The organism is Enterobacter sp. TCD1-1, assembly GCF_020567405.1.
GTDB lineage: Bacteria > Pseudomonadota > Gammaproteobacteria > Enterobacterales > Enterobacteriaceae > Enterobacter > Enterobacter quasiroggenkampii.
Window position 1 is genome coordinate 2,238,519 of the sequence record NZ_JAJCXF010000001.1, and the last position, 15,668, is coordinate 2,254,186.

Sequence of the window (15,668 nt, forward strand, 5' to 3'; positions counted from 1 at the left end):
CTCTGTTTTCTCAGGCGTGGTGTTTCCTGCCAGTATACTGGCTTACCACCATGCATGAAAATGATGAACCGGCCCAATACCGTGACCGACTTCCAGAGTATCGGCTTTTGCCAGCGCCGCTGAGAGCCAGGCTTTCGCTTCGCGCACCGTATCGGCCCAGCCTTCATGCCGGGGACGCAGCGCCGCCAGCGCGGCCGAGAGCGTACAGCCCGTGCCGTGGGTATTTTTGGTCTGCACGCGCGGCGCGGTAAAGCGCACTTCGCCGTCGCGGGTGAAGAGCCAGTCCGGGCTTTCCGCGTCATCCAGATGCCCGCCCTTCATCAGCACCGCCCCGCAGCCCATCGCCAGCAGCGCGTTCCCCTGCGCTTTCATCTCGCGTTCCGTTTGCGCGTGCGATGTGCCCAACAGCGCGGCGGCTTCCGGCAGATTGGGCGTGATGAGCGCCACCTGTGGCAGCAGCTTTTTGCGCAGCGTTTCCACGGCAGAGGCGGAGAGCAGCGGATCGCCGCTTTTCGCCAGCATCACCGTATCCAGCACCACGTTTTGCACCTGATAGCGTTTAAGCCGCTCGGCCACCGCTTCAACGATATCCGTTTCGGCCAGCATGCCGATTTTGGTGGTATCGATGCGCACGTCGCTGAACACTGAATCCAGCTGCGCGGCAACAAAATCCGGCTCAATCCGGTAGACTGACTGTACGCCGCGCGTGTTTTGCGCCACCAGCGCGGTAATGACCGAGCAGCCGTACGCGCCAAGGGCCGAGAAGGTTTTCAGGTCTGCCTGGATACCCGCGCCGCCGCTGGGATCGGTGCCGGCAATGGTCAGGGCGTTAATCCGCTTCATGCCTGCTCCTCCAGCGTGTAGAGCGCATCCAGGAACGCGCTGGCAAAACTCCCTGGGCCACGCGACTGCGCAACCGCGACCGTTCCGGCTCGTTTCATCCATCCGCAGGCGGCAGCGATGTTATCCAGCCGGTCACCCGGCAGCGAGCAGCTCGCCGCCACAACGGCAGAAAGCGCGCATCCGGTGCCCACCACGCGCGTCATCAGCGGGTCACCGCCGGTAACCGTTCGGGTACGTTGCCCGTCCGTGATGTAGTCCACCTCGCCGGTGACGACCACAATCGTATTGATCTGCCGGGCCAGCGCCTGGGCTGCAGGCACCGCGCTGGCGGCGGTATCGGTCGTATCGACGCCGCGCCCGCCGGCGCTCATCCCGGCAAGAGCAAGGATTTCAGAGGCATTGCCGCGAATGGCCGCCGGTTTCAGGGCAAGAATTTGATGGCAAAAACGAGTGCGGAACGCCAGGGCGCCCACCGCAACCGGGTCCAGCGTCCAGGGCTTGCCTGCCGCCATCGCGCTTTCAATTGCCCGACGCATCGACTGGGCGCGCGGCGCGGTCAGCGTGCCAACGTTAACCAGCAGCGCATCGGCTATCGCGGCAAACTGCTCGGCCTCTTCGGCCTCGATCACCATCGCCGGGGATGCGCCAAGCGCCAGCAAAACGTTGGCCGTAAAGGTCTGTACGACATCGTTAGTCATACAATGGGTCAGTGGAGAACGGGTGCGGAAGTGATGTAAAACGTGTAAATCGAGCAGGTCAGGCTGCATGGGTTCGCTCCTGCCTTGCGTGAAGAAGCGATGACCGGGAAGGCATCTGACTTCCCTACGCTGGCATTATCCAGATCAGGTAATACGGGTATTTCTCAGCCTTCACAAAGAAGGGCACCCCGAGTCATTTGGTAAGCATTAGCTTACTTTTTGCCAGATTAGGGGAAGTTGCTGGCTCAAGCAAGCCCACTCTTTCGGATAATGATTCTTCACTCAAGGCAGGAGCGAAAGACTTCGAGTGCTCAAAAAGAACAACGACATTCTATTACACACTGTCTTTTTAGTTAAACAACTAAAAGGTCCTTCCCAGAAAAGAAAATAATTAACATTGTAAGAGATGGTATTGAGCAGTAGCTAATGAATTATTTAGCCAACAGCACTTTGATTTTAAGTGCTTTTTCATAAAAACAGCTTCCCCTTTGTACTTGCACGCAGTACGATTAATAAACATGTTGCCTGAAACTAAAGGGTTACTGATGGATACAGTAGAAGAATTAAATGGAACATATTTCTATCGTGGCGTATGCAATATCACTGCAGGAGAGTTATTTTTTTGGATTTTACTGGATAGAGTTAATGATCAATTTGGCGGAATTAAAGATGTTATTTCAATGAGCTGTATTATTCTGGGTCTGCCATTATTAAAAACAAGAGGTAAACCTTACGGAACCACAGCGGGTACGTCAATAGCATCAAAATACCTTCGCCAACTTCTTAACACTGAATTACCTGTAAGACTTCCAACTCTTACAGAAGCGAGCATAACAACACTTAAGCCTAAATATGTTACTAACCTGGGCGCTTTTGTGGGGCGTGGATTACCTGTTGTTGGTTGGGCTATAGTAGCGAGCGATATTAGTCAAATCGTTTATAAAACCGTTCGTGACTACAACACCATCGCACACGAGAAAGATCGCATATGGTAACAGATCAGGAAGTTTTAGAGCTATTCCGTAAAGAGTTACCTGTGTCAGGTACATTCACAGGAAAGCTGATACCGTTAGAGCTTGATGATATTCTTCAAGATTATGCAGACGATGATGATTTAATTTATTGCATTAATAAATACGACAGTTTTTTTAATATTGACATGTCAGCAATGAATTATCAGAAATATTATCCGTGGTTTAGAACGTGGTTCTTTAGAAGATGGTTTACTGATAAACCAGTAAAGCAAATCTCAAAACCTCTTACTGTAAGGATGTTTGCAGAATCGGCTAAAGCAGGAAGATGGTTATACGACTAACAGCAAGGAGCGTTAAAAATGGCTGTACCAGTACATTTGATTTTAAAAGATGATGGTGGATCTCAGATCATGGGATCTTGTGACGTTCATGGGCGTGATGGAAGCATAGAACTACGTAGCTTACAGCATAGCGTGATCATTCCTACAGACAATTTAACAGGTAAAGTGACAGGAAGCCGACAACATTGCTCATTCAACTTCACTAAAGAGATTGACAGTTCATCACCCTATCTGTTTAAAGCTGTTGCAACGGGGCAGACTCTTAAAAGCGCTGAGTTTAATTTCTATCGTATCAACTACAGCGGGCAAGAGGAAATTTACTACACCATTACATTAGAACGTGTGAAAGTAGTTAGCTTTAGCCCTGTGATGCACGATACCCGAACGGCTACGGGTACAGGCCATATGGAAGATATTTCTTTAGCCTACGAGAAAATCACTCACCTTTATAAAGATGGCAATATCTTGCACTCCGATGCGTGGAACGAAAAGAAACAAGCATAGCAAAAAAAGCTTTAAACATGGGGCTACCCTGCCCCTCCTTCAGACTCTCCATTTTGTATAACAATTCTGTTACTAAGTCATATAAATTTATATCCAGATACATTTCGCTTGAGTTTTCAACCACAATATTTTTAGCAAAAAACTGCAGGATTACTGTTAGGCTCAGCATTGCTTTCATTCAAAACATAAGAAGGATTCAATAATAAAACAGAGAGAGAGATCCATTAACTGACATTAACTATTCCGCCTATTTTTCATCTTTCCTCGCCAAGAAACTTAAAAAATATTAATGAGTTTTTATTTCATACACATCATAAAATCAAACCAACTAAAAACTTATATCATTGATATTTAACAGGTAATATCTTTTCTATTACAACGAACTAAATTAGCTATTAATGCGATTTATGATTTAGATCAATAACCATAATTACACATTCATAGATAGTTGCTGCACGTTACGAAATAAGTTATCAAACTTAAATTTTCAACGTTAATCGTGAATTAATACAGATATAACAAGACGTTGTATCTTCCCGCCAGGATAGCGCCCTAATTTTTTCTTGTATTGATGATGAGAGCTTTAATATGAAATGTTTAAATACATCAGCTACCGCTGTTTTTGTATTTGGTATTGTGTTTTCTGGTGCAACATTCGCGGCAACGATCAGCACTGATGATGTTGTAGATTCTTTGGGCTGGACTCAAACCCAAATCAATCAACAAAATGCAGATCGTGAAGAGGCAAATCGTGTTGATATTGGTACAAATCGCACTGATATTATCAACATGCGAGATGAAAATTTATTGCGTGATGATGCAATTAAAAGCGCAACTGATAAAGTTGACGCAGCTTTACAAGGCGTTATGACTAACGGACAAGCAATCATTGATACAAACACGAGAGTAGATAAAGCTGAATCTGATGCTGTGATTGCTGGTGCAAAAGCTGATACAGCGCTTACTGATGCTACTGGCGCTAAAGCCGCTGCTGATCATGCCGAAATCACCGCCATTAATGCGAACAACAAAGCAGATGCTAATACACAAGCGCTTGCAAGTAAGGTAGATAAAAGCATTTTCAACGCCGATCAGGATAGACAAGATCATGCACTTCAGGATGCCTATGACAAAGCGACTCAGGCATTTAATACGGGCGCTTATGCGCAATCTTTAGCTGTAGATGCACAAACGGTAGCCGCAGCGAATAAAGCTGCTGTTGCTAACGTTCAGTCACGCCAGCAAACGCAGGAAGCGACGATTCAGAATCACAGCGCACAATTAGCGAATCATGAATCACGTATTACTGCGTTAGAAAGTCAAAATAACGCTAAGTTCTCTTCTCTGGAGAATCAGCAGAATGAGGATCGCAAGGAATATCGTGCTGGTATCGCTGGCGCTGCTTCTCTTGCTGGTTTGCATTACGTTGATACAGATAACGCGGTTGCTGTCGGAGCTGCCAACTTCAAAGATGCGCAAGGTTATGCGATCGGCTACCGTCATAAGTTCGCTGAGAATGTAGCCGCTACCCTCTCTACATCAGGTACATCCAACGGTGATGAAATTGTTGCGGCGTCCGCATCTTACGGATGGTGATGCTAGAGTATTAAAATAAAATGCCAGTAAGCTAAAAAACTCGCCCATGCGTTTTAATCAGCTGGCTATAACTCAATACATTGCTGCTCGCAAAGAAAATGACAAAGTACATTTTTATCTCCGCTGTTTTGTATCTCACTTTTATTTTATTAGGGATATGGATCGGCTTGATGTTAGGCACGTATATTTATAATTGTAATTACTGAGGCAATAATGAAAAAGTTAATGATGGTAGCGGCTATATTATCTCTTGCTGCGTGTTCCTCACCCGCTCAACGGATGGCTGATTGTCAAAGCAAAGGAGTAAGTAAAGATGCTTGTTATATTGCAGAGCAAAACCGCACTACAGCCATTAACGCTGCTGCTGAAAAACAGGCTTTAGAGAATGCTGCTCAACTTGCACAGTCAGCGCACAGGCACCTTCCTGAAGGCTGCACTCAGGTAATGGATGCTGCGGGTCGTTGTGATAGCAAGCCGGCCAAAGTAAGCGGTGATTTAAAAAAGTTCTCAGGTGAAGCGGATCACGTTATGAATAAGCCAATCTCTGAAGCTGCTGAATATCTGCTTTCGAAAGGCTGGAAGCCAAATAAGGGTTCATGGCACAAGGGTGGCTATATTATGCAGCTGGTTGTCGAAAAAGAGAGAGTTGTAAACGCACAATTATCAAAAATATGATCTTAGCATTCCGCTCCCACCTCATAAGATTTACATAGCCCCATTTGTATGGGGCTTTATTTTAGCTCGTGACTAAATAGACATTTACTCTAACTGCCACGCCCCGCCATGAATAAGCGACGCTCCTCCCGTCCAGGCAAATAACGCCAGCTCGCGGCAGCCTGCATCAGGATAGATACGGCTGCTGAGGCACGCCTCACCGTCGTTAACAAACACTTCCACAGACGAGCTATCAAAGAACAGGCGCAGGCTGAGCGCGTCGTTCAGGTTAAGCGCGATGCTTCGGGTACCGCACAGGCCATACTGTGGATAGTGTCGCTCCAGCACCAGGCGCTGCATCTGGGCATCAACATAGAGGCGCAGTCCGTCGCCGAGACGAATGCCGTATTGCTCCGCGCTGCTGTTCGTGCAATCCCATTGCAGAATGACCTCCATCGCATCGCAGTGTTCCACCAGCGTCATCTGCTGGTTATTAAGCGTACTTATCGGCCAGGAGAACCACGTCCCGCGCAGGGTTTCAACTTCTCTGGCCGGCCGCATTTGCAGATGGTTATCCGCACTCAGCGTCAGCTCGCGCGGTAAAGAAAGCATACCCGCCCAGCCATCCTCCTGTTCCGGCAGCGGGGATTCCCACATGTCCAGCCAGCCGATGACGATGCGTCGGCCATCCGGCGTCAGGAAACTTTGCGGCGCATAGAAATCATGCCCGTAATCCATCTCCACAAATTCACCTTCACGCACAAAGGGCTGACCGGGCTGCCATTCACCTACCAGATAGCCGCTCTGGAAAAGATTGCGATGTTTAAACCCGTCTGCGGTGAGTCCCTGAGGCGAAAACATCAGCACGCGTTTCCCACCGAGAGTGAAGAAGTCCGGGCATTCCCACATATAACCCATCTCTTTTTCCGCCACCGCGAGCACGCCCCTGTCCTGCCATTCGCGCAGATCGGCAGACCGGTACGCACGCACCTGGCCCGTATTACCCTCTCGCGCGCCAACGACCATGTACCACCACTCCCCTTCACGCCATACTTTCGGATCGCGGAAGTGGTGCAGTCCAGGTGGTGTGTCAATGACGGTCCCGTGCCGCACAAAGTGGATGCCGTCACGGCTGGTTGCCAGGCACTGAACCTGGTAGAGATTAGCCTCATCGCCGGGATCGCCGTGGAATTTGTGGCCGGTGTAGATCAGCGCCAGCGTGTCGCCATCCACCACGGCTGAGCCAGAAAAACAGCCGTCCTTGTCGTCTGGTCCTTCCGGTGCCAGCGCAACCGGGAGGTGCTCCCAGTGAACTAAATCTTTGCTGCGCGCATGGCCCCAGTGCATCGGACCCCACTGGGTCGAATAAGGATGATGCTGATAAAAGGCGTGATACCAGCCGTCAAACCAGACCAGGCCATTCGGGTCGTTCATCCAGCCAGCACGCGCAGCGAGGTGGTAACGGGGATACCAGCGCAGGTTGAGCCCTTCGCGTCTGGACTGAATTTCCTGTTCTGCTTTCGTAATGGAATACGTCATTTCTCTACTCTTTGATCAGATGGTGGAAGGTTGCGGCATGAGTGGGTCAGAAGAGGACTTACCCGAGCGCAACAGGAAGATGGAGATAAACGTGGTGCTGAAGACCAGTAGCCCCATGATGAGATAGGACTGGGCAAAGCCGTATTTCTCATAGCTGTAACCTGCCAGCGGCGACAGCACCGAGGCAATCACCGAGCTTGTACAGGCAAAGCCCACCAGATAGAGGGTGGAAGAGAGTCGCTTATCAAAATGCAGGCTGTTGTATTTGAAGATAGAGACCAGCAAAACGGGCAGTTCAACCGCGTGCAATAGCTTGGTAATGGAGATCAATACCGGACCCTCAACCAGACCCGATGCCACCATACGCATCGCCATCACCATTCCGGCGAAAATCAGGCCGTTTTTCGCACCGAGGCGATTCACCAGCCACGGGGCGCAAAACATGCCCGCCGCCTCCAGGAAAACCTGGAAGGAGTTGAGATAGCCATACATGGCGTTTCCTTCCTGCAGCGTCGGGAACTGTGAGGAGAAATAGACCGGGAACTGCTGGTCGTAGACGCCATAAATACAGGTGCCGATAACAAAAAATACCAGCGCCCAGAAGCGCGGCAGCGTCAGCAGGCGCAATGCATCCTCCAGCGTGACCTTACCGCCGGATACCGCCTCCTGCATGGCATGCGGGGCGGAAGAGACCCTGAGACGCGCCAGCAACACAAAAAACACCAGCCCGGCGCAGCTCGCCACCGCGAAGTTCAGCTTCGGATTAATGTTGAACAGGAGTCCTGCAAAAAAGGTTGCCACTGCCCAGCCCAGCGATCCCCACATTCTCGCCCTGCCAAATTCAAACTGGCTCTGGCGAGCCACGCGCTCGGTATAGGACTCCAGGACCCCTATTCCGCCGTTAAACGTCAGCCCGATATAAACCCCGCCGAAAATACTGCCGAGTAACACGTTAATTTGCAGCAGATAACCAAACAGCAGGAAGGCCGGACCGGAAAGAATGAGCAGACAGGTCAGAAACCAGAGCAGGTTTTTTCGCAGGCCGAGCTTGTCCTGAATGAAGCCGTAGCAGATTTGCGCGCACAGCGCGGAGACGGACAGCACGGCATAGATGACTCCCCTATCCCCTGCCTTTAACCCCACCTCCTGATGGAGCCAGATAGAGAGCAACGAGCCGGAAGATGACCATGTGACAAAAAAGAAAAAGAGTAGTGCGCTTAATAAAGGGTAGCTGTGAGAGTGATGCGTTTTCATCATGACATTCTCATGTTGGAGTAATGACGCAATGGTAACGTTAACATTTATCCTTTCTCATGCTGTTTGGTAAAAATTTAAGATGTTAATCACGAAAGTTAACGTTAACATTAAGAGAGTGAGATCGCGATCAAATATTCATCACTGAGGTAAGCCTGACCTGGCCTGTGCATCAGCCTTCCTTTTACATCAGCGACTTAGTTGTATACCCTTTCACACAGAGCATTAACGGAGTAAGAAAATGGCTTCCCTGAAGGACGTCGCAAAGCTGGCTAACGTATCGCTGATGACGGTCTCCCGTGCGCTGAACAGCCCGGAGCGCCTTAAGCCGGAAACGCTGGCGCGCGTTCAGCGGGCTATCGAGCAAACCAGCTACGTGCCCGATCTGTCCGCCAAGAAAATTCGCGGCGCGCATGCCTCGCCTAAAACAATAGGCGTACTGGCGCTCGATACGGTGACGACGCCTTTCTCGGTGGAGATCACGCTGTCGATTGAAGAGACGGCCAGAATGCACGGCTGGAACAGCTTCGTGATGAATATGTTTACCGATGACAACCCGGACGCCATTGTCGACCTTCTCCTTTCTCATCGGCCTGACGGAATTATCTACACCACCATGGGGTTACGTCAGGTTCCTCTCCCGGCCAAATTACTCACTCTTCCCTGCGTGCTGGCCAACTGCGAAAGTGATGGCGAAAAGGTCGCCAGCTATATTCCCGATGATGAACAGGGGCAATATACCGCCGTGCGGGCGTTACTCGCGGAGGGTTATCGACGCCCTCTCTGCCTGCATTTGCCTGAGGGGCATCTGGCCACAACCCGACGTCGTCAGGGGCTGGAACGTGCATGCCGTGAAGCGGGGCTCGATCCGGACGGCCTGGCGCACAGCTATATGGCACTCGGCGATGAGCACTATCGTGACATTCCGTCAGTATTGCTGGCGCACATGCAGAATGGCATTCCCCGGTTCGACGCGGTTATCTGCGGCAACGATCGTATCGCGTTTATGGTCTATCAGACGCTACTGGCACAAGGACTTCGCATACCGGAAGATGTCGCCGTTATCGGCTATGACAATATGGTGGGGATTGGGGAGTTGTTCCTGCCGCCTCTCTCGACGGTTCAACTGCCGCACTATGAAATTGGTCGCCTGAGCGCCCTGCATATTATTAACGGTGAAGAACATCAGGAAACCACGCACGTAGAAAGTCCTTTTTTACCGCGTGATTCCGTTGCGCATGCAACGTAACCGCCGTTTTTTGCCCAGGACGCAGAAACAGGAAGCGTCACCCTCCTTTTATGCCGTTCGATGGCACGATTTGTCACACTCTTTTCTGTGACTTTACACACCGGGTAAACGGTCTGTAACGCGCTGTTTTTATTTGGCATAAAATGCAATTTTCATTTTAAAAATGGGGATATTTCCTCGTTACAGCCCCGTGTCACAAAACAGTAAACAAATTAACCATTGAGCCCCGTGGCAAAAGGCTCTATATTGGCGGCGTTTTTTTCAGGCCCCCATCTGTTTTTTAACTTTTTATTCAATCGTGGCTCATAACGAAGCGGCGGTTGTAGGAGTGATATGATGACGGATAAAGTCCGTATTGACACCGTAGATGCCCACAAAAGCAACGAAACCTATCTGGCCCGTCAGGCCGAGTTTGAATCTAACGTCAGGAGTTATCCGCGTAAACTGCCTTTAGCCATCACTAAAGCAGAAGGCGTGTGGATCACCGATGCAGATAATAAAGAATACCTTGACTGTTTAGCAGGCGCAGGGACCCTTGCGCTTGGCCATAACCATCCTGATGTGCTGAAAAGCATCCAAAATGTCATTACCAGCGGCTTGCCGTTACATACTCTGGATCTGACGACGCCTCTGAAAGACGCGTTTTCCGAATACCTGCTCTCTCTGCTGCCTGGTCAGGGCAAAGAGTACTGCCTGCAGTTCACCGGTCCATCCGGTGCTGACGCCGTTGAAGCGGCGCTGAAGCTGGCGAAAAAAGTGACCGGCCGTAGCGGTATCATCAGCTTCTCTGGTGGTTACCACGGCATGACCCACGGCGCACTGTCCGTGACCGGCAACCTGTCTCCGAAAGAAGCGGTTGACGGTATGATGCCAGAAGTCCAGTTCATGCCTTACCCGCACGAATACCGCTGCCCGCTGGGTATCGGTGGTGAAGCGGGCGTGAAAGCGCTGACTTACTACTTCGATAACCTGATCAACGACGTTGAAAGCGGCGTGCGTAAGCCTGCTGCGGTGATCCTGGAAGCGGTTCAGGGCGAAGGCGGCGTGAACCCGGCTCCGGCTGAGTGGCTGCAGCGCATCCGTAAAGTCACTCAGGAACACGGCATTCTGCTGATCCTCGACGAAGTTCAGGCTGGCTTTGCCCGTACCGGTAAATTCTTCGCCTTCGAACACGCTGGCATTGAGCCAGACATCATCGTGATGTCTAAAGCAGTGGGTGGCGGTCTGCCGCTGGCCGTGCTCGGTATCAAAAAACAGTTCGATGCGTGGGCGCCAGGCCACCATACCGGTACCTTCCGCGGCAACCAGCTGGCGATGGCCACCGGTCTGACGACGCTGAAAATCCTGAAAGATCAGAACATCGCAGGCAAAGTGGCTGCACAGGGCGAATGGCTTAAAGGCCAGCTGAAAGAGATGGCGAAACGTTATCCGGTCATCGGCCACGTGCGCGGTCTGGGCATGATGATCGGTATTGAGATCGTTAAGCCACACGAAGCCGCTGACCACATGGGCTGCTTCCCGGGCGACGGCGAGCTGTCTGCACTGATTCAGAAGAAGTGCTTCGAAGCCGGTCTGATTCTGGAGCGCGGTGGTCGTAACGGTATCGTTCTGCGTCTGCTGCCTTCACTGCTGATCAGCGATGAAGAGCTGAAGATCTTCCTGGATAAATTCGAGCAGGCACTGCTTGCTGCGGGCGTTCGCCCGGCGTAACCGGAGTTGTTGATTACGATGTCTGATTCAAACCCAATTTTGTTCTCCTCTGCGCAGAGCATTGAAGCTTACCAGCAGGCGATTGAACAAAGCACTCAGGCTGTGATGCAGTGGCTGAAACAGCCTGAGATGTACCAGGGCAAAACGGTCGCGGAACTGCGCGACCGTATTAAGCTGGATTTCAACCCGAAAGGGCTGGGCAACGAAGCGGCGATTGAACGCGCCGTCGAGTTCTTCCTGAAAGACAGCCTGTCCGTTCATCACCCGCAGTGTGTGGCGCACCTGCACTGCCCAAGCCTGGTCGTAAGCCAGGCGGCGGAAGTGCTGATCAACGCCACTAACCAGAGTATGGACTCCTGGGATCAAAGCCCGTCCGCAACCATCATTGAGATCAAACTGATCGAGTGGCTGCGTACCCGCGTGGGTTATCAGGCTGGCGACGCCGGTGTCTTCACCAGCGGCGGAACCCAGAGCAACCTGATGGGCCTGATGCTGGCGCGCGATGCGTTCTTTGCGCGTCAGGGTCACTCCGTTCAGCAGGACGGCCTGGTGGGCGATCTGCGTAAGATCCGCGTACTGTGCTCCGAAAACGCGCACTTCTCCGTGCAGAAAAACATGGCGCTGATGGGCCTGGGCTACCAGTCCGTGGTGCAGGTGAAAACGGACGAATTCTCCCGCATGGATCTGACCGATCTGGCAGCGAAAATTGAGCAGTGCAATGCGAACGGCGAGCAGATTCTGGCAATCGTCGCGACGGCAGGTACCACCGATGCCGGTGCTATCGACCCGCTGCGTGCGATTGCAGAGCTGGCGGCGAAGCAGAACATCTGGGTACACGTTGATGCAGCCTGGGGCGGCGCGCTGCTGATGTCTGAGCAGTATCGTCACTACCTGGACGGCATTGAGCTGGTGGATTCCGTGACCCTGGACTTCCACAAGCAGTTCTTCCAGACCATCAGCTGCGGCGCGTTCCTGCTGAAAGAAGCGCGCCACTATGAGCTGATGCGCTATCAGGCGGCTTACCTGAACTCTGAGTTCGACGAAGAAGCAGGCGTGCCTAACCTGGTCTCCAAATCTCTGCAGACCACCCGTCGTTTCGACGCACTGAAGCTGTGGATGAGCCTGGAAGCGCTGGGTCAGGAGCAATACGCGGCGATCATCGATCACGGCGTGACCCTGGCACAGCAGGTTGCGGCCTACGTGAAATCGCAGCCTGCGCTGGAACTGGTTATGCAGCCGCAGCTGGCAAGCGTGCTGTTCCGCTTCCGCGGACAGGTGCAGACGGATGACGCGGGCATCGCCCTGCTGAACCAGAAAATTGGTGACGCACTGCTGGAATCCGGCCGTGCAAACGTCGGTGTGACCGAGCATAACGGCGTGACCTGCCTGAAGCTGACGCTGCTGAACCCAACCGTAACGCTGGAAGATATTAAAATCCTGCTGTCTCTGGTTGAGCGTACCGCGCAGGAAGTTCTGGCCAAGTAATACAAAACCCCTCTTCCGCCGGGAGAGGGGTTATTTTTATACGCCTGCCCACCACATCCTTAATTTTAATCCCCAGTAGCTCGTCCAGCCCGTTGTGGTACTGACCACGTTTCCCTTCGACACAACCACCAGCGTTGGCGTGACGCTCACCTGCCACTGCTGCGACAAAGCACCGTTTGCATCGTTAATGACCGGCATTTTCAGCTGTTTCTTATCAACCCAGCGCTCAAGCTTTGCGTTGTCACCGGAACGCATGGCGATACTCACCACGTTCCCGCCCTCTTCTGCCAGTTGATTAACCGCAGGCGTCGTGTAGCGGCAAATGCTGCACCAGGTCGCCCAGACGTAGATCAGCAGCGGACGATCCTGGCTGAGCGCCGCAATATCGTGAACGTTGCCGTCGATACTCGTCATCGGCGTGGCACTAAAACTGGCGGGGAGTGTCGGTTTTCGGTATTGATCCACACCCCACACCACGGCCAGCGTCAGCAGAACGAGTATTATCCCTTCCCGCGCCCAGCGGCGCAGTCGATTGATTGTGCGGTTATCCATTGTGACCTCATGTTTAATGGAGGTCATCTTAACGGGCAATACGCCATCATGCTGTAAAGAAGTGTCGCGTCAGGGTTACTCCGGGCTATAGCCGTAATCGTAATAGCTGTACCCCGAGTTGTAATAGAGCGCGGCAGATTTCACTATGTCATTGAGGATCGTGCCACTCACCTGCACGCCCATCCGTTCCATACGCTTAAGGCTGGTCTCGATCTCTTTAACGCTGGTTTTACCAAAGCGGGCGACCAGCAGCGTGGTGGCGGCGGCTCTGGCTATCAGCAAAGCATCCGTGACGACAAGCACAGGCGGAGTGTCGATAATCACCATGTCATATCGCTTTTCAATCTGCGACATTATCCCCTGAAGGCATTCACTCATGAGCAGATCGACGGGATGGGCAGGTTGAGGTCCGCAGGTCAGTACATCAAAACCGCCTTTTTCGAAGCGTTGAACCGCCTCCTGCCACTCGACCGTTCCGTCGAGCACGCTGGACAACCCCCGCTGATTATCCAGCCTGAACACGTTGTGGACATAGCCCTTGCGCATATCCGCATCAATAAACAGCACCCGCTGTCCGGCCTGCGCCAGAATCGACGCCAGCGAAGAACTGACCAGCGTCTTTCCACAGTCCTGCGTGGGGCCAGACACCACGACAATCCGGTTTGTGGCATCCATCATGGTAAAGTGCAAACTGGTGCGCAGCCCGCGTATCGCCTCGACAAACGAATCAGCCGGACGATCGATGGGCAGAAAAGGCACGTTGGCTATCTTGTGCTTCCAGTGGGAAGTAAACAGGTTTCTCCTGCGCAGGTGCGTTTTTTTCCATAACCATGCCGAGCGCGGAAGCGTCACCAGCAGCGGCATTCCGAGCTCATCCAGTTGTTCTGACGACGTAATGCCCCGCTTAAAGGCTGAACGCACTAAAACCGTTCCGGCAGAAAGTATCAACCCCATCAGCATACCAAACACGATAATGAGTGCTTTGCGCGGTTCAACCGGAGCAGGCTGCGTCATGGCCGGGTCAATGATCCGCACGTTCCCGATCGCGCTGGAGCGCGAGATGCTCAGCTCTTGCTGACGCGTCAGCAACTGCATGTATACGGTACGCCCGGATTCAACGTCACGACTCAGACGTAATATTTCCTGCTGCGTGGAAGGCATGGATGACACGCGGCTATTCAGGCGTGCGCGCTCCCGTTCAAGGGTTTGTTTCTTCTCCCGTAAAGCACGGTAGGTCGGATGATCCTTTTTGAACAGCTGAGAGACTTCTGCTTCGCGAAATATAAGCTCGTTAAGCTGATTTTCCACGTTAACCACCTGATCAAGCACCGACTTTGCCTCAAGAGATAAATCGACCGAATCGCGCTGCTCTCGGTAAGCATTCAGTCGTGCCTCGGCTTCATTCAGTTCGAGACTGATTTTAGGTAACTGATCCTGTAAGAACGCGAGGCTGCGGGAATCTTTAGCCTCCTGGCGCGCAATGTTCTGGCTGAGAAAATGTTCAGCAATCGAATTAAGTATCGTGGCGGTCTTGTCGGGATCGTCGCCCGTTAGCGTTAAGGCGATCATACCGCTCTGTTTCGCCGACTCGGCAATCGTAAGTCTGCTCTGAAGGGCGTTGATCGCGTCAAGCCTGGTCACGGTGTTGAGGGTAAATTGCGTTCCCGGTACCGCACTGAGGGATGTCACAAGAAGCGATACGCCCTCTTTAACCAGCGCTTTTCCGACAACGCCCTCTGCCTCAAGCGTTTTCCCCGCAAGATGATATCGCCCCTGCTCCTGAACGGTGAGTAAAAGCGTTTGTGGCTCACCTTCCACAAGGGGAATATTCAGCGAGCCAATCGTTATTTCCGCCGGTTTGCGGCCCTGCACGTGCTGCCAAAGCGCCCCGATAACGGGGAACATGCGCTGGCTAACCTCGTAGGTCAGCCCTAATTGATCAACGGTCTCGCCGAGGACCATCCGTGACTTGAGGAGTAAAAGTTCTGGGGCGACATCGGGTGAAAGATCGGGCCTGAACGACGTCAGGTTCTTGAGCAGCGCGTTGCCCTGCTTCGCTTCGACCTGCACCAAGGCATCAGCCTGATAAACTGGCGTGGCGCTGAATGCGTAGATCCCCGCACACACCGTAAACAGAAGTGTCACACACGCGATCGTTACCCGGTGATCGAACATCTCAGCAAGCAGCTGAATAAGATCCATTTCGTTATTCTGCGGCGTCGCAGCACGATATTTGTCTGATTGAGAAGACGACATTACGGCTTCATTC

Annotated in this window: 14 protein-coding genes and 1 riboswitch; of the genes, 8 read left to right on the top strand and 6 right to left on the bottom strand. The window is 52.1% G+C overall.

The window, feature by feature from the left end; all coding sequences use genetic code 11:
* Nucleotides 1-42: 42 nt before the first annotated feature.
* Nucleotides 43-843 carry a bifunctional hydroxymethylpyrimidine kinase/phosphomethylpyrimidine kinase gene (thiD, locus tag LJA86_RS10775; protein WP_063622075.1) on the bottom strand — a complete coding sequence of 267 codons (801 nt, stop codon included), beginning with the start codon at nucleotides 841-843 and terminating at the stop codon, nucleotides 43-45.
* On the bottom strand, nucleotides 840-1,610 hold the full coding sequence (gene thiM, locus LJA86_RS10780) for a hydroxyethylthiazole kinase (protein WP_229226133.1): 771 nt from the start codon (nucleotides 1,608-1,610) through the stop codon (nucleotides 840-842). Before thiM ends, thiD begins: the two co-directional genes overlap by 4 nt.
* A 35-nt stretch (nucleotides 1,611-1,645) precedes the next feature.
* Nucleotides 1,646-1,742, bottom strand: a riboswitch (TPP riboswitch).
* A gap of 344 nt (nucleotides 1,743-2,086) precedes the next feature.
* Here thiM and LJA86_RS10785 point away from each other — a divergent pair.
* The 5 genes from LJA86_RS10785 (at nucleotide 2,087) to LJA86_RS10805 (ending at nucleotide 5,631) form a co-directional block, all read left to right on the top strand.
* Nucleotides 2,087-2,536 carry an STM2901 family protein gene (locus LJA86_RS10785; protein ID WP_072061315.1) on the top strand — a complete coding sequence of 150 codons (450 nt, stop codon included), beginning with the start codon at nucleotides 2,087-2,089 and terminating at the stop codon, nucleotides 2,534-2,536.
* On the top strand, nucleotides 2,530-2,856 hold the full coding sequence (locus tag LJA86_RS10790; RefSeq protein ID WP_025913229.1) for a DUF1493 family protein: 327 nt from the start codon (nucleotides 2,530-2,532) through the stop codon (nucleotides 2,854-2,856). Before LJA86_RS10785 ends, LJA86_RS10790 begins: the two co-directional genes overlap by 7 nt.
* A gap of 18 nt (nucleotides 2,857-2,874) precedes the next feature.
* Nucleotides 2,875-3,360 carry an Hcp family type VI secretion system effector gene (locus tag LJA86_RS10795; RefSeq protein ID WP_045908646.1) on the top strand — a complete coding sequence of 162 codons (486 nt, stop codon included), beginning with the start codon at nucleotides 2,875-2,877 and terminating at the stop codon, nucleotides 3,358-3,360.
* Between the two features lie 588 nt (nucleotides 3,361-3,948).
* A complete protein-coding gene (locus tag LJA86_RS10800; protein WP_229226134.1) occupies nucleotides 3,949-4,956 on the top strand; it encodes a YadA C-terminal domain-containing protein in 1,008 nt (335 codons plus the stop codon).
* A 213-nt stretch (nucleotides 4,957-5,169) separates the two neighbouring features.
* Complete coding sequence (locus tag LJA86_RS10805; RefSeq protein ID WP_229226135.1) at nucleotides 5,170-5,631, top strand: hypothetical protein; 462 nt, start codon at nucleotides 5,170-5,172, stop codon at nucleotides 5,629-5,631.
* Nucleotides 5,632-5,715: 84 nt separating this feature from the next.
* Here LJA86_RS10805 and LJA86_RS10810 read toward each other — a convergent pair whose 3' ends face one another.
* Together LJA86_RS10810 and LJA86_RS10815 are read right to left on the bottom strand one after the other, a co-directional pair.
* Nucleotides 5,716-7,149, bottom strand: coding sequence for a glycoside hydrolase family 32 protein (locus LJA86_RS10810; protein ID WP_229226136.1), 1,434 nt, complete (start codon nucleotides 7,147-7,149; stop codon nucleotides 5,716-5,718).
* Nucleotides 7,150-7,164: 15 nt separating this feature from the next.
* Nucleotides 7,165-8,406 (bottom strand): MFS transporter, encoded by a 1,242-nt coding sequence (locus LJA86_RS10815; RefSeq protein ID WP_229226137.1) that lies wholly within the window; start codon nucleotides 8,404-8,406, stop codon nucleotides 7,165-7,167.
* Between the two features lie 238 nt (nucleotides 8,407-8,644).
* Here LJA86_RS10815 and LJA86_RS10820 point away from each other — a divergent pair, with 238 nt between their 5' ends.
* From LJA86_RS10820 to LJA86_RS10830, 3 genes are all read left to right on the top strand, one after another.
* Complete coding sequence (locus tag LJA86_RS10820; RefSeq protein ID WP_063622080.1) at nucleotides 8,645-9,652, top strand: LacI family DNA-binding transcriptional regulator; 1,008 nt, start codon at nucleotides 8,645-8,647, stop codon at nucleotides 9,650-9,652.
* Nucleotides 9,653-9,985: 333 nt separating this feature from the next.
* A complete protein-coding gene (locus LJA86_RS10825; RefSeq protein WP_014884533.1) occupies nucleotides 9,986-11,362 on the top strand; it encodes a diaminobutyrate--2-oxoglutarate transaminase in 1,377 nt (458 codons plus the stop codon).
* A gap of 18 nt (nucleotides 11,363-11,380) precedes the next feature.
* Complete coding sequence (locus LJA86_RS10830; protein ID WP_063622081.1) at nucleotides 11,381-12,847, top strand: pyridoxal phosphate-dependent decarboxylase family protein; 1,467 nt, start codon at nucleotides 11,381-11,383, stop codon at nucleotides 12,845-12,847.
* Nucleotides 12,848-12,883: 36 nt separating this feature from the next.
* On the opposite strand, the gene LJA86_RS10835 is transcribed toward LJA86_RS10830, so the two are convergent.
* Both LJA86_RS10835 and LJA86_RS10840 read right to left on the bottom strand, forming a co-directional pair.
* Nucleotides 12,884-13,399, bottom strand: coding sequence for a protein disulfide oxidoreductase (locus LJA86_RS10835; RefSeq protein WP_229226138.1), 516 nt, complete (start codon nucleotides 13,397-13,399; stop codon nucleotides 12,884-12,886).
* 75 nt (nucleotides 13,400-13,474) lie between these two features.
* Nucleotides 13,475-15,655: a polysaccharide biosynthesis tyrosine autokinase gene (locus tag LJA86_RS10840; RefSeq protein WP_229226139.1), complete on the bottom strand. Its 2,181-nt coding sequence runs from the start codon at nucleotides 15,653-15,655 to the stop codon at nucleotides 13,475-13,477.
* Nucleotides 15,656-15,668 lie beyond the last annotated feature (13 nt).